The 13,072-nt window shown below is 70.5% G+C and carries 12 protein-coding genes; 6 read left to right on the top strand and 6 right to left on the bottom strand.

What is annotated here, in order from left to right; genetic code table 11:
- Window positions 1-38 precede the first annotated feature (38 nt).
- Window positions 39-1,379 (bottom strand): dicarboxylate/amino acid:cation symporter, encoded by a 1,341-nt coding sequence (locus V5F61_RS08535; protein WP_393989124.1) that lies wholly within the window; start codon window positions 1,377-1,379, stop codon window positions 39-41.
- 274 nt (window positions 1,380-1,653) lie between these two features.
- Between V5F61_RS08535 and V5F61_RS08530 the strand changes: the two genes are divergently transcribed.
- Both V5F61_RS08530 and V5F61_RS08525 read left to right on the top strand, forming a co-directional pair.
- The gene (locus V5F61_RS08530; RefSeq protein WP_393989123.1) at window positions 1,654-3,525 is read left to right on the top strand and encodes an ATP-binding protein; all 1,872 of its coding nucleotides are present in this window, start codon (window positions 1,654-1,656) and stop codon (window positions 3,523-3,525) included.
- On the top strand, window positions 3,525-4,880 hold the full coding sequence (locus V5F61_RS08525) for a sigma-54-dependent transcriptional regulator (protein ID WP_393989122.1): 1,356 nt from the start codon (window positions 3,525-3,527) through the stop codon (window positions 4,878-4,880). The genes V5F61_RS08530 and V5F61_RS08525 overlap by 1 nt, the downstream gene beginning before the upstream one ends.
- Window positions 4,881-5,001: 121 nt before the next feature.
- On the opposite strand, the gene V5F61_RS08520 is transcribed toward V5F61_RS08525, so the two are convergent.
- On the bottom strand, window positions 5,002-5,787 hold the full coding sequence (locus V5F61_RS08520; protein ID WP_393989121.1) for a phosphatase PAP2 family protein: 786 nt from the start codon (window positions 5,785-5,787) through the stop codon (window positions 5,002-5,004).
- A gap of 135 nt (window positions 5,788-5,922) precedes the next feature.
- Between V5F61_RS08520 and V5F61_RS08515 the strand changes: the two genes are divergently transcribed.
- The gene (locus V5F61_RS08515; protein ID WP_393989193.1) at window positions 5,923-6,417 is read left to right on the top strand and encodes a YaiI/YqxD family protein; all 495 of its coding nucleotides are present in this window, start codon (window positions 5,923-5,925) and stop codon (window positions 6,415-6,417) included.
- Here the strand turns inward: V5F61_RS08515 and cowN are convergent.
- The gene (gene cowN, locus V5F61_RS08510) at window positions 6,414-6,746 is read right to left on the bottom strand and encodes a N(2)-fixation sustaining protein CowN (RefSeq protein WP_393989120.1); all 333 of its coding nucleotides are present in this window, start codon (window positions 6,744-6,746) and stop codon (window positions 6,414-6,416) included. The genes V5F61_RS08515 and cowN overlap by 4 nt on opposite strands.
- Before the next feature lie 134 nt (window positions 6,747-6,880).
- A complete protein-coding gene (locus V5F61_RS08505; protein WP_393989119.1) occupies window positions 6,881-7,681 on the bottom strand; it encodes a PAS domain-containing transcriptional regulator in 801 nt (266 codons plus the stop codon).
- A 191-nt stretch (window positions 7,682-7,872) separates the two neighbouring features.
- On the opposite strand from V5F61_RS08505, the gene V5F61_RS08500 reads away from it, so the two are divergent.
- The 3 genes from V5F61_RS08500 to der are packed head-to-tail and all read left to right on the top strand — an operon-like array spanning window position 7,873 to window position 10,259.
- A complete protein-coding gene (locus tag V5F61_RS08500) occupies window positions 7,873-8,559 on the top strand; it encodes a tetratricopeptide repeat protein (protein WP_393989118.1) in 687 nt (228 codons plus the stop codon).
- An 11-nt stretch (window positions 8,560-8,570) separates the two neighbouring features.
- Complete coding sequence (locus V5F61_RS08495) at window positions 8,571-8,834, top strand: hypothetical protein (protein WP_393989117.1); 264 nt, start codon at window positions 8,571-8,573, stop codon at window positions 8,832-8,834.
- Between the two features lie 54 nt (window positions 8,835-8,888).
- A complete protein-coding gene (der, locus tag V5F61_RS08490) occupies window positions 8,889-10,259 on the top strand; it encodes a ribosome biogenesis GTPase Der (RefSeq protein WP_393989116.1) in 1,371 nt (456 codons plus the stop codon).
- Window positions 10,260-10,907: 648 nt separating this feature from the next.
- Here der and V5F61_RS08485 read toward each other — a convergent pair.
- Both V5F61_RS08485 and accC read right to left on the bottom strand, forming a co-directional pair.
- On the bottom strand, window positions 10,908-11,483 hold the full coding sequence (locus tag V5F61_RS08485) for an invasion associated locus B family protein (protein ID WP_393989115.1): 576 nt from the start codon (window positions 11,481-11,483) through the stop codon (window positions 10,908-10,910).
- Between the two features lie 150 nt (window positions 11,484-11,633).
- Window positions 11,634-12,992, bottom strand: a complete 1,359-nt coding sequence (gene accC / locus V5F61_RS08480; protein WP_393989114.1) for an acetyl-CoA carboxylase biotin carboxylase subunit — start codon at window positions 12,990-12,992, stop codon at window positions 11,634-11,636.
- Window positions 12,993-13,072 lie beyond the last annotated feature (80 nt).

Here is a 13,072-nt window from a genome sequence, read left to right as displayed (position 1 = left end):
GGCCTTTCGCGCAGGATGGAAGGGCGGGCCCTTCCCGCTCAGTCGATGGGCGAAGGCGTCGCCATGTCGATGGGCTGCTCCGCCGTCTCGGGCACGCGGCCGTGGAGCGCCGCGTCGAGCTGCGCCTTGTCGAGGTCGTTCTCCCAGCGGGCGACGACGATGGTGGCCACCGCATTGCCGGTGAAGTTGGTGAGCGCACGGCACTCGGACATGAAGCGGTCGATGCCCAGGATGAGGGCCATGCCCTCCACCGGCACCGAGGGCACCACCGAGAGGGTCGCCGCCAGGGTGATGAAGCCCGCGCCGGTGATGCCCGCCGCGCCCTTGGAGGAGAGCATGGCCACCAGCAGCAGCAGGATCTGGTCCCACAGCGACAGGTGGATGCCCACCGCCTGCGCGATGAACAGCGACGCCAGCGTCATGTAGATGTTGGTGCCGTCCAGGTTGAACGAATAGCCGGTGGGAATGACAAGGCCCACCACCGACTTGCCGCAGCCCGCGCGCTCCATCTTCTCCATGAGGGAGGGCAGCGCCGCCTCGGAGGAGGAGGTGCCGAGCACCAGCAGCAGCTCTTCCTTGATGTAGCGGATGAGCGCCAGGATGGAGAAGCCGTTGTAGCGCGCCACCACGCCCAGCACGCCCAGCACGAAGATGAGGGAGGTGAGGTAGAAGGTGGCGATCAGCAGCGCGAGGTTCGCCACCGAGCCGATGCCGTACTTGCCGATGGTGAAGGCCATGGCGCCGAAGGCGCCGATGGGGGCGGCCTTCATCAGGATCGCCACCAGCTTGAACATGGCCTGGGCGGCCGACTGCAGCACATCCATCACCGGCTCGCCCCGCTCGCCGATGGCGCCGAGCGCGATGCCGAACAGCACCGAGAAGAACAGCACCTGCAGGATGTCGCCGGTGGCGAGCGCGCTGACGGGTGTGTTCGGGATGACCCCCATCAGGAAGCCGATGAGCGTCTGGTCGTGGGCCTTGGCGGCATAGTCGGCCACCGCCTTGTGGTCGAGGGTCCGGGGATCGATGTTGAGGCCGGAGCCGGGCTGGATCACATTGCCCACCACCAGCCCGACGATGAGCGCCAGGGTGGAGAAGGTGATGAAGTAGAGCATGGCCTTGCCGGCCACGCGGCCCACCTTGCCCAGGTCCCGCATGCCGGCGATGCCGGTGACGACGGTGAGGAAGATCACCGGTGCGATCACCATCTTCACCAGCTTGATGAAGGCGTCGCCGAGCGGCTTCATGTCGGCGCCGAGGCTCGGGTAGAAATGGCCGAGCAGGATGCCCGCGCCGATGGCGACGAGAACCTGGAAATACAAATGGTGGTGGAACCTGCGAGGCGCCTGGGGCGCCGCCGCCGGGATCATGGGAGCCATGGACCGTTTCCTCCGCCGGCCTCGTCGCGCCTCTTGGGCCGGGCGACGTCGAAGCCGAATGGGTGATGCAATGCCCGCGCGCTCGCCGCTCAGGCATTCTCCTTCCGCAAGCGCCGTGCCATCGTGCCGGCGCCGGGGCCAAGCCGGCAAACCATTGAAAAACCGTTAACGCGCCGCACGCTCGCCCGTCCCCCTCGACAGATCGTGCATTCTGCCGCACAAATGATATTTCCATCTGTGCGGATTTTCGCACACGAAGGGTCTTGAGGTCACCGTGTCCGAGGTTCCGCACGAGGTCTCGCCCCGCTCCGCCGCGTCCACGGCATCCGCGCGCGAGGCGCGGCGCGGCCTGCTGCCGGTGCTGCTGGCGGTGGCGGCGGCGGTGGTCCTCCTGGTGGGGCTCGACCGCCTCGCGGTCTACGGCGCCAACCGCTGGGCCATCGCCAAGGTGGAGGCGGAAGCCGCTTTCGCCGCCGACCTCAGGGTGACGGCGCTGCGCAGCGAGATCGAGAAGCAGCGCACCCTGCCCGTGGTGCTGGCCCAGGACCCGGACGTGCGCGCCGCGCTGGAGCATGGCGGAGCGGCCGCCGTCGCCGTGCTCGACGCCAAGTTCCGCACCCTGGCGCAGGCCACCCGCGCCGGGGTGATCTACCTCATGAACGACGCGGGCCTGTGCATCTCCGCCAGCAACGCCGGCGAGCCGGGCAGCTTCGTCGGCTCGGACTATTCCTTCCGCCCCTATTTCACGCGGGCCATGGCGGAAGGGGGCGCCGAGCATTTCGCCTTCGGCACCGTGAGCCTGCACCCCGGCCTCTACCTCTCGCGCCGGGTGGACGCGCCCGACGGTCGCCCGCTGGGGGTGATCGTGGTGAAGGACGAGTTCGACGCCATCGAGAACGACTGGCGGCGCCTGCCCGTGCCCACCCCCACCTTCGTCACCGACGCCCAGGGCATCGTCATCATCACCAGCGAGCCGGAGTGGCGGTTCCGGGCGATGGCGCCCATCGCCGCCGCGGACAAGGCCGCCATCCGGTCCAGCCTCCAGTTCGGCGCGGCGCCGCTGGAGCCGCTCGCCTTCACGCCCCTTGGGGATCATGGCCGGCTGGTGGAGGTGACCCTGCCCGGCGCCCACACGCCGCGTGTCTTCATGGAGGCGCGCTCTGCGGTGCCGACCACGAGCTGGACGCTCAACGTGCTCGCCCCCACGGCGCAGGCGGTGAACCTCGCCGCCACCGCCAGCCGCTCCATCGCCCTGCTGGTGGGGGTGGTGGGCATCGGCATCGGCGGCCTGTTCCTGGCGCGGCGCACCCAGCGGCAGAAGGAGAAAGCCCGCCAGCGCGAGGCCCGGCGCGAGCTGGAGGAGCAGGTGGAGAGCCGCACCGTCGAGCTCAAGAGCGCCAACGAGCAGCTCAAGGCGGAGATGGTGGAGCGCCGGCGCGCGCGCATCGCCCTGGAGGCGCTTCAGGAGGAGCTGGCCCAGGCCACCAAGCTCGCCATGCTCGGGCAGATCGCCGCCTCCATCGCCCATGAGGTGAACCAGCCCGTGGCCGCCATCCGGGTGTTCGCGGACAATGCCCGCACCTTCCTTGACCAGGGCCAGCCGGAAGCCGCCGGCATCAACCTCTCAACCATCGCCGCCCTCACCGAGCGCATCGGCGCCATCACCCAGGAGCTGCGCGCCTTCGCCCGCAAGCCGGCCCGCGAGATCGGCCCCGTGCCGGTGGCGGAGGCTGTGAAGGGCGTGCTCGGCCTCATGGGCTATCGGCTGCGCGAGCACGACATCGCCCTCACCCTCGATATCCCCGAGGACCTCGTCGCCCGCGCCGACCGCGGCCGGCTGGAACAGGTGCTAGTGAACCTCATCCAGAACGCCATCGAGGCCATGGCGGAGCGGCCCGACCGGCGCCTGCGCATCAGCGCCGCCCGCGCCGACGGCGCCGTCACCCTCGCCATCGCCGACAACGGGCCGGGCGTGGCGCCGGAAGTGATGGCGGCCCTGTTCATGCCCTTCACCACCACCAAACCCCACGGCCTGGGGCTCGGGCTGGTGATCTGCCACGACATCCTGCGCGAGTTCGGCGGCGCGCTTGCGGCCGAGAACGCCGGCGGCGCGCGCTTCATCATCACCCTGCCGGAGGCTTCCTGATGGATGTCGCCTTCATCGACGACGACGAGGTGCTGCGGGCCGCCAACGTGCAGGCGCTGATGCTGGCCGGGCTGACCGTGCAGCCGTTCGCCTCCGCCGAGGCCGCCCTCGACGCCCTGGACGAAGGCTTCCCCGGCGTGGTGGTGAGCGACGTGCGGATGCCGCGCATGGACGGCCTCACCCTGTTTCGTCACCTGAAGCGCATGGATGGCGACCTGCCGGTGATCCTCGTCACCGGCCACGGCGACATCGCCATGGCGGTGGAGGCCATGCGCGAGGGCGCCTATGATTTCCTCGCCAAGCCCTATCCCATGGACCGCCTGCTCTCGGCCGTGCGCCACGCGCTGGAGAAGCGCCGGCTGGTGCTGGAAAACCGGGAGCTGAAGCGCCGCGCCGAGGCCACCGGCGACGACGAGCCGCTGATCGGCATCGCCCCCGCCATGGAGCGCCTGCGCCAGATGCTGCGCCAGCTCGCAGACGCCGAGGTGGACGTGCTGGTGGAGGGCGAGACCGGCGCCGGCAAGGAGGTGGTGGCCCACACGCTCCACCGCTGGAGCCGCCGCGCCGCCCGCCCGCTGGTGGCGGTGAACTGCGGCGCCCTGCCGGAAAGCATGATCGAGAGCGAGCTGTTCGGCCACGAGGCCGGCGCCTTCACCGGGGCGGTGAAGAAGCGCGTGGGGCGCATCGAGCACGCAAGCGGCGGCACGCTGTTCCTGGACGAAATCGAGGCGATGTCCCCCGCGCTGCAGGTGAAGCTGCTGCGGGTGCTGGAGGCGCGGGAGGTGACCCCCCTCGGCACCAATGAAGTGAAGCGGGTGAACCTGCGGGTAATCGCCGCGTCCAAGATCGACCTTCTCGATCTGGTGCGGAAGGGGGAGTTCCGGGAGGACCTTTATTACCGCCTGCACGTGGCGACGGTCCGCATTCCCCCGCTGCGCGAGCGGCGCGAGGACGTGCCCCTCCTGTTCGGCCATTTCCTGAGCCGCGCCGCCGAGCGCTTCGGCCGCGAGCCGCCGCCGCTGACCGCCGCCGTGCGCCGCCACCTCGACACCCACGACTGGCCGGGCAACGTGCGCGAGCTCGCCCATTATGCCGAGCGTGTGGCCCTGGGCCTCGCCGGGGGCGAGGAGAAGCCGGCGCCGGACCTGCCGCCGCCGGAGACGCCGGCCGATGCCGCGCCATCCCTGCCGGAGCGGGTGGAGGCGTTCGAGGCGGCCGAGATCCGCGGCACGCTGGCCGCCACGCGGGGCGATGTGCAATCCGCCGTGCGCGCCCTCGGCATTCCCCGCAAGACCTTCTACGACAAGCTCCGCCGCCACGGCATCGACCAGGGCAGCTACCGCCCGGAAAAATGAGCGCGGGCGGCGGCAGGCGCGCCATCGACCCCTCTCCTTCGCCCGGCACGGGTCGCGCTTCCCTCAAGCGCCGCGCGGCCCTGGCGAAGCGCCCAGGACGCACACCCCCGGCCCCTTGGCGTCACGCCCCGGGAGCGCCCGCCTCGCCCGGCGGCAGGGCAGTGTCGGACTCCACCTCGCCCTTGCGCTGGAGCCACAACATGACGAGCCAGCACAAGGCCGCCCAGCCGGCGCCCAGCATCCAGCCGCCCAGCACGTCGGTGGGCCAGTGCACCCCCAGATAGATGCGGCTGATGCCCACGATCACCGTGAGCGCCGCCGCCACCATGAGCAGGAACACCTTCACCCGCGTGCGCGCCTGGGTGCGGGCAAGCAGTGCGCCCAGGGTGAGGTAGACCACCGCCGAAAGCATGGCGTGGCCGCTCGGGAAGCTCTGGGTATAGACGGCCATGCCGTGGGGCACGAGGTCCGGCCGGGGCCGGTCGAAGCCCCATTTCATCACCTGCGACAGCGCCGTGCCGCCGGCCACCGAGACCGCCACCAGCAATGCCGCGTGGCGCTTCTGGGTCATCATGAGGAAGGCCAGCACGACGAGGGTGAGGAGGGTGAGCACGCCGGTGCTGCCGAGCGCGGTGAAGTCGCGCATCATCTCCTCCACCCAGGGCGGCCCGAGCGGATCGGAGAGGTTTTCGGGATTGCGCAGGGCCAGCAGGATGCCGCGGTCGAGGCTGCCGGTCTCGTGGTCCATCACCTCGTCGGCGATCTTCACGAAGGCGTAGAGCGCGCAGGCGGCGAAGGCGAGCGTCGCCAGCGTCACGCGCTCCATGTGGCTCACCGAGGCGAGCAGGCGGCCGATGACGGGAAAGGCTTCGAGGCGGCGGCGGCCGCGGCTGAGCAGCGAAATCATACGACAGGCTTGGCGCGGGCGGCGCCCGGCGTCAATGACCGCCGCGGCGCTTCTGTCATGCCTGCGTCATGATTGATCGCCCGCCGCACGCCGGCCGGGCTTGCCCTTCCGGCCCGCGCCTGCCATCTCCCGGCCATGACCGCCGCTCCGCCCCGTGCCGCCCCCATCGCCCTCTATATCGACGCCGACGCCTGCCCGGTGAAGGAGGAGGCCTACAAGGTGGGCTGGCGCCACGCGGTGCGCATGCTCGTGGTGGCCAACGCGCCCATCGCCGTTCCCGCCCACCCGCTGGTGGAGCGCGTGCTGGTGCCGGCGGGGCCGGACGCCGCCGACGATTTCATCGCCGCCCATGTCTCACGCGGGGACGTGGTGGTGACCGCCGACATCCCCCTCGCCGCCCGCTGCGTGAAGGCGGGGGCGGACGTGATCGCGCCCACTGGAAAACCCTTCACCACCGATTCCATCGGCATGGCGCTCGCCACCCGCAACCTGATGGACGACCTGCGCTCCGCCGGCGCGGTCACGGGCGGGCCGAGGCCCTTCTCCGCCCGCGACCGCTCGGCCTTCCTCTCGGCGCTCGACCTCGCGGTTGTGCGGCTGAAGCGGGCCGGCTTCGCCACCGGCGGCTAGAAGCACTCCTCCTCCAGCTTCCGCAGGTCCGCCAGCGCCGCCTCGTCGTCGTGGTCCTCGAACAGGTCGACCATGTAGTAGGTATGGGAGTGGAGCAGCAGGAGCTTGTCGCAGATGGCCGAGCCGCCCTCCCCCGCCGCCGCGAGCCGCGTCTTGAACCGCGCCCAGAAGGCATTGCCGTGGGCGGGATCGTCAATGTAGCGGAAGAGGTGCGCGAGCACGCGGGCCATATTGCCCTCGAAATCGATGCCGCGGAACGTGACGTAACGGTCCGGATTGTCGAGGTCGCCCGGCAATTGGGAGAAGTCGGCGGGAACGGACGAGTCCATGGGAACACCCCTCTGCGGAGGCGCCGGATCAGCGCATGGCAGGAGGATGATGGGCGCCGCTCGGGCCCTCAACGCGGCAGGAACGGCTCACGGCCAGCGTGCACGAACGGCACCTGGACTGCACGAACGGTGCGTCACACCGCCAGCAGCCGGCGCATCGCCTCCACCTTGGCGCGGCTCACGGGCACCCGCGTCGCCGCCTTGTCGGCGAGGATGAGGTGCCAGCCGCCGTCGGCGCGCTCCGCCCCGCGCACATGGCGGATGTTCACCACGTAGCGCCGGTGCACGCGCAGGAACACCGAGGGATCGAGCCGCCGCTCCAGATCCGCCAGGGAGCGTGGGCAGAAGGCGGAGAAGGACAGCGTGTGCGCCTCCGCATAGTGGCCCTGGGCCACGAGGCACACCACCTCGCCCACGTCGATCAGCGAGATCACCGCCCCCTTGCCACGCATGAGCGGCAGCTTCATGAGGGGACACAGGGGCAGGCCCGCATCGGCAGCCACCGGAACCGCCTCCGCCCGCTCTGCCGCCGCGTCCGATTCGGCCCGCCCCATCACGGGGGCGCCGGCGAGGGCGTGGATCATCATGCAGTAGCCGGCGGCCGCGCCGCCCCCACCGTCGAGGCGGCTCACCTTGGCGACGAGACTGCCCATGGCGGTCGTCACCACCAGCGAGGCGGTTCCGTCCGCGCCCGCAGCTGCGCGCGAGATGAGCCAGCTCACCTTGTCGCGGGCCTCATCGGGGTGCAGGTCGAGGAGGTTCACCCCGATGAGGCTCGCCCCCGCCGGCGCCAGCAGCCGCAGGGCCACCGGGTTCACGGCGCGGATGGCGAGATCGGCGTCGAGCATCACCACGCCCACCGGCGTGCGGTTGAGCTGGTATTCAAAGGACGGGGCGGCCGCGCGCGGCCCCACTCCGTCCGTCGGTATCGACATGCGATCGTCCCCGTCTCTCCCGGCGCCCCAGGGCCGGCGGCGGGCGCAGGTCCATCCTAAGGGCGGGCCGCGGCACGGCAAGCGCATGTCGCCCACAGGCGCGGCCACGCCGGGTTTGCCACGATGAGGCCGCATGGATAGGTTAGCCGCCCTGAGCCGGCGCGACTGCGCCCTGCATCTGCGGACCTTTGATGACCGACATTTTCCACGAGATCCAGGAAGACCTCCGGCGCGAGCGGATGCGCAAGCTGTGGGACCGCTACGGCATCGTCCTCATCGCCGCCGTGGTGCTCGCCATCGCCGGCGCGGCGGCCTGGAGCGGCTACACCTACTGGCGCCAGCAGCAGGCCATCGCCACCTCCGTCGCCCTCGATGAAGCCGGAGCCCTGAGCGCCGCCGGCAAATATGCGGAGGCCGAGGCCGCCTTCCAGGAGATCGCAAGGACCGGGCCCGCTGGCTACCGCGCCATCGCCCTGTTCCGCGCGGCCGAGGCCGCGGCGAAGCGCGACCCGGCCGCCGGCATCTCCGCCTTCGACGCCATCGCCGGCGACAGCCGGCTGCCGGCCCTCGCGCGCGACATGGCGCGCCTGCGCGCCGGGCTCATGGTGCTCGACACCTCCGATCTTGCCGCAGTGAAGCAGCGCGTGGGCGACCTCGCCGCCGGCACCGGGCCGCTGCGCAACCCCGCCCGCGAGGTGCTGGCCCTGGCGCAGATGAAGGCCGGCGACCTCGCCGCCGCCAACAAAACCGCCACCGAGATCACCGAGGATGCGGAAGCCACAGGCGGCATCCGCTCCCGCGCCGAACTCATCCGCCGCCTCACGGCGACACCCGCCGCCCCGGCCGAAGCCCCCGCCGCGCCGGCCGCCGCACAATAAGGATGCGCCCCATGGGACAGTCCCGCCTTGTTTCGAGGTCGCTGCGTGTCGCCATCGGGCTCGCGCTCGCGCTCGCGGCCGCCGGCTGCGAGACCTTGGAGAAGTTCAACCCCTTCGACGAAAACAAGAAGCCCTTGCCCGGCGCGCGCCAGCAGGTGTTTCCCCAGGGCGTGCCCGGCGTCGACTACTCCACCGGCCCCGGCCAGCCCTCCAACGCCAACGCCGCCATCGACCTGCCGAACCCGCCGCCCGCGGGCTCCGGCCAGTCCCGCTGAGGCGCGCCCGCAGGCGTTCCCACTCCATTTTCTCCGGGCGACGAGCCGTAATCCATGACCTTCACCCTGGCCATCGTCGGCCGGCCCAATGTGGGCAAGTCCACCCTGTTCAACCGGCTCGTGGGCAAGAAGCTCGCGCTGGTGGACGACCGCCCCGGCGTCACCCGTGACCGCCGAGAAGGGGATGCGCGCCTCGGTGACCTCTCCTTCCGCATCGTGGACACCGCCGGCCTGGAGGAAGCCGATGCCGGCAGCCTCGAAGGCCGCATGCGCGCCCAGACCGAGGCCGCCATCGGCGATGCCGACGCCATCCTCTTCCTGATCGATGCGCGGGTGGGCCTCACCCCCACCGACCAGGCGTTCGCAGCCCTGGTGCGGCGCGCCGGCAAGCCCACCATCCTCGTCGCCAACAAGAGCGAGGGGCGCGGCGGCGAGGCCGGAGCCATCGAGGCATTCGCCCTCGGCCTCGGCACGCCCGTGCCCTTCTCCGCTGAGCATGGCGAAGGCCTTTCCGACCTCTACGACGCTATCTGCGACGCCCTGCCCGAGCAGACCCGCCCGGCGGCGGAGGACGAGGACGGCGACGACGCGGAGCCCGAGGAGCCGGCCGATGCGCCGAAGCGCCCCATCAAGGTGGCGGTGCTGGGCCGCCCCAACGCGGGCAAGAGCACCCTCATCAACCGCCTGCTGGGCGAGGACCGCCTGCTCACCGGCCCCGAGGCGGGCATCACCCGCGATTCCATTGCCGTGGAAGTGGATTTCCGCGGCACGAAGCTCGAAGTGTTTGACACCGCCGGGCTGCGCAAGCGGGCGCGCATCGAGGACAAGCTGGAGAAGCTCTCCGCCGCCGATGCCCTGCGCGCCATGAAGTTCGCGGAGGTGGTGGTGGTGCTCATCGACGCCACCCACCCCTTCGAGGAGCAGGACCTGCGCATCGCCGACCTCGTCGCGCGCGAGGGCCGGGCCGTGGTGATCGGCTACAACAAGTCGGATCTCATCCCCCGCGGCGGCCTCGCCACCCGCCTGCGCGAGGAAGCGGACCATCTGCTGCCGCAGATCAAGGGCGTGCCCATCGCCGCGCTTTCCGGCCTCACCGGGCACGGGCTCGACAAGCTAGTGGAAGCCATCGCCAAGGCCCACAAGGTGTGGAACAAGCGCGTGGCCACCAACCCGCTCAACCGCCTGCTGCAGCAGGTGGTGGACAAGCACCCGCCGCCGGCGGTGTCCGGCCGCCGGGTGAAGCTGCGCTACATGACGCAGCCCAAGGCGCGCCCGCCGTCCTTCGTCCTGTTCTGCTCGCGCGCCGATGCCCTGCCCGAGAGCTACCTGCGCTACATCACCAACGCCTTGCGTGAGACCTTCGACCTGCCCGGCGTCCCGATCCGGCTGACGCTGCGGCAGAAGGACAATCCCTACGCCGACTGAGCATTCCACGTATCCCGCGCCTCGCAGGCGCCGGATACGGCCTGCCAGTCACAGGGCGCGAGCCCCCGTGGAATCGGACCCTCACTGGGGCCTCGACGGAAGCGCTCTTGGGCGAAGATGGGACCGGCTCGCGTGAAAAACACGTGCGCGCTCGGCGAGGGAGGGCATGGCCCGCGTTCCGATGCGAGCGCGAAAATGCTCCAGGGCCGTCGCGCCCTTGACGCGGGCGTAAACACCGGATGGCGCAGCGCCCACGGGCGCCACAGGCCGCCGGGGAGCTGAGCGGGCTCCCCCATTTCGTGACATGCGGCGTCCGGGCTCGAAGCCGCCGGCACTGCCTTGCTGACCCCTGCTGAGAAGACGCACGCCCCAAGGCGAAGCCGCCTGTTTCGGAACCAAGCCGCCGGCCAAAGCCTTTCGCCAGAGCGGCTCCCGCGAAGCACCGGCGGGCGTCACCGGATCGTTGCGGACGCGGCATCACGCTGTGCCGCCACGCAACAACCTTGCACAACTGAGCACATGCACATGCCGGACGAGAGGCGGAAGCGACATGCGTCGCACCACCACCGGGCCCACCACGAAGGCTGGCGAACACACGCGCGGCCGGGAAAACTCACGCCCGAGCCGCGCCTTGCCGCTCCGCGAGGATCAGTTGAGGGCGGCCGTCATGGCATCGCCCAGGCCCTTGAAGGACACGGGCAGGATGATGGGGCTGCGCGAGCCGTTCTCGAAGGTCAGGTCGCCCTGGCCGGAACTCGCCTTCAGCGCCGCGAGGTTCTCCCGCGTCAGGGCGACGCTGGCCACGCAATACTGGCCGCAGCGCTTGTAGCTCAGCACCACGTCCGGCACGCCGCCCACCTTGAGGGTGACGTTGGACGGTAGCCACACCCCCGGCGGGGTGAGGACGATGAGCAGCACCTCGCCGCCCTTCTGCGCGCGCACGGCCACATGGGCGAGCACGCCCTTGAGGTCGGGGGTCTGCAAGGTCTGCACCGCCTCGCACTCCTTGGGGGAGGCATCCTTCTTGCAGCGCACGGTCCAATCGTCGTGGGTGGAGCGGGTGACGGTGTCCGCGGGGGTCTCGGCCCGCGCAGCCGGCGCCTGAAGCAGGAGGCCGCCGCTAAGCAGCGCCGCCGCGGCAAGGGCCAGCACCTTGCGGGCGCCCATGGCTTCGGCCCCGGCATCCACCATGGCCCCAGCGGACCGGACAACCTTGCGCGACATGCTGATCATAGCGTTCCCCGAGGTTCGACGGAGCCATGCCCGCCGCTGCTTGCGCCGGGATATCCGAATTTCGGCCGGTTCGGCAACTCCTATCCCGGCGGCAGGCGGGCGCCGGCCTCTTTAGCCCAGGACCCGCCGTCCACAGGTGCCTCAGCCGCCGTGAGCCTTGGCGGTGTCGGCCAGGAAATGCTCCAGCCAGTGGATGTCGTAGCGGCCTTCGGCGATATCGCGGGTGCGCACCAGCGTGCGGAACAGCGGCAAGGTGGTGTCGATGCCGTCCACCACGAACTCGTCGAGGGCGCGGCGCAGGCGGCGCAGGCACTCGTCGCGGGTCTGGCCGTGCACGATCAGCTTACCCACCAGGCTGTCATAGGTGGGGGGGATGACATAGCCCTGATAGGCGTTGGAATCGACGCGCACGCCGAGGCCGCCCGGCACGTGGTAATGGGTGATCCGCCCCGGCGAGGGCCGGAAAGTGGTGGGGTGCTCGGCATTCACCCGGCACTCGATGGCGTGGCCGTTGATGACCACGTCGTCCTGGCTGACGCTCATGGGCTCGCCGGCCGCCACGCGAATCTGCTCGTTGATGAGGTCGATGCCCGTCACCGCCTCTGTCACCGGATGCTCCACCTGGATGCGGGTGTTCATCTCGATGAAGTAGAAGCGCCCGTCCTCGTACAGGAACTCGATGGTGCCGACGCCGAGATACTTCAGCTCGCGCATGGCGCTGGCACAGGTCTCGCCGATCTCGGCGCGCTGGGCGGCGGTGATGACGGGCGAGGGCGCCTCCTCCCACACCTTCTGGTGGCGGCGCTGGAGCGAGCAGTCGCGTTCGCCAAGGTGGATGGCGTTGCCCCTGCCGTCACCCAGCACCTGCACTTCGATGTGGCGCGGGGTGGAGAGGTACTTCTCCAGATAGACGGCGTCGTCGCCGAAGGCGGCCTTGGCCTCGATCCGCGCGGTGGAGAGGGCCTGGGAGAGATCCTCCTGCGTGTGCGCCACCTTCATGCCGCGCCCGCCGCCGCCGGCGGCGGCCTTCACCAGCACCGGATAGCCGATCCCGGCAGCGACGCGATGGGCCTCCTCGTCGTCGCGGATGCCGCCTTCCGAGCCCGGCACCACCGGAATGCCCAGGGACTGGGCGGTGCGCTTGGCCTCGATCTTGTCGCCCATGATGCGGATGTGCTCCGCCTTGGGGCCGATGAAGCCGATGTTGTGGTCGTCCAGGATCTCGGCGAAGCGGGCGTTCTCGGCCAGGAAGCCGTAGCCCGGATGCACCGCGTCCGCCCCCGTGATCTCGCAGGCGGCGAGGATGGAGGGGATGTTGAGATAGCTCTCGCGGGCCGGCGGCGGACCGATGCACACGCTTTCGTCGGCAAGCCGCACATGCATGGCGTCGGCGTCCGCCGTGGAGTGCACCGCCACGGTGGCGATGTCGAGCTCCTTGCAGGCGCGCAGAATGCGCAGCGCGATCTCGCCGCGGTTGGCGATGAGGATTTTCTTGAACATCTCTGGCCTGCCCCTAGAGCGTCTTCCGCGCGCACTGTCTCACGGAAAGCGCCCCACGTTTTTGCATTGGCGCGTTTTCT

Source organism: Xanthobacter sediminis, from assembly GCF_043195015.1.
Classification (GTDB): domain Bacteria; phylum Pseudomonadota; class Alphaproteobacteria; order Rhizobiales; family Xanthobacteraceae; genus Xanthobacter.
Note: the sequence above shows the minus strand (reverse complement) of the source record. Positions and strands in the feature narration are given on the sequence as shown.

Excerpts from the sequence above, each read along its gene's own strand:
- V5F61_RS08535 (WP_393989124.1), bottom strand. The coding sequence starts at position 1,379 with ATGGCTCCCATGATCCCGGCGGCGGCGCCCCAGGCGCCTCGCAGGTTC.
- V5F61_RS08525 (WP_393989122.1), top strand. The coding sequence starts at position 3,525 with ATGGATGTCGCCTTCATCGACGACGACGAGGTGCTGCGGGCCGCCAAC.
- V5F61_RS08520 (WP_393989121.1), bottom strand. The coding sequence starts at position 5,787 with ATGATTTCGCTGCTCAGCCGCGGCCGCCGCCGCCTCGAAGCCTTTCCC.
- V5F61_RS08515 (WP_393989193.1), top strand. The coding sequence starts at position 5,923 with ATGACCGCCGCTCCGCCCCGTGCCGCCCCCATCGCCCTCTATATCGAC.
- cowN (WP_393989120.1), bottom strand. The coding sequence starts at position 6,746 with ATGGACTCGTCCGTTCCCGCCGACTTCTCCCAATTGCCGGGCGACCTC.
- V5F61_RS08505 (WP_393989119.1), bottom strand. The coding sequence starts at position 7,681 with ATGTCGATACCGACGGACGGAGTGGGGCCGCGCGCGGCCGCCCCGTCC.
- V5F61_RS08500 (WP_393989118.1), top strand. The coding sequence starts at position 7,873 with ATGACCGACATTTTCCACGAGATCCAGGAAGACCTCCGGCGCGAGCGG.
- V5F61_RS08495 (WP_393989117.1), top strand. The coding sequence starts at position 8,571 with ATGGGACAGTCCCGCCTTGTTTCGAGGTCGCTGCGTGTCGCCATCGGG.
- der (WP_393989116.1), top strand. The coding sequence starts at position 8,889 with ATGACCTTCACCCTGGCCATCGTCGGCCGGCCCAATGTGGGCAAGTCC.
- V5F61_RS08485 (WP_393989115.1), bottom strand. The coding sequence starts at position 11,483 with ATGTCGCGCAAGGTTGTCCGGTCCGCTGGGGCCATGGTGGATGCCGGG.
- accC (WP_393989114.1), bottom strand. The coding sequence starts at position 12,992 with ATGTTCAAGAAAATCCTCATCGCCAACCGCGGCGAGATCGCGCTGCGC.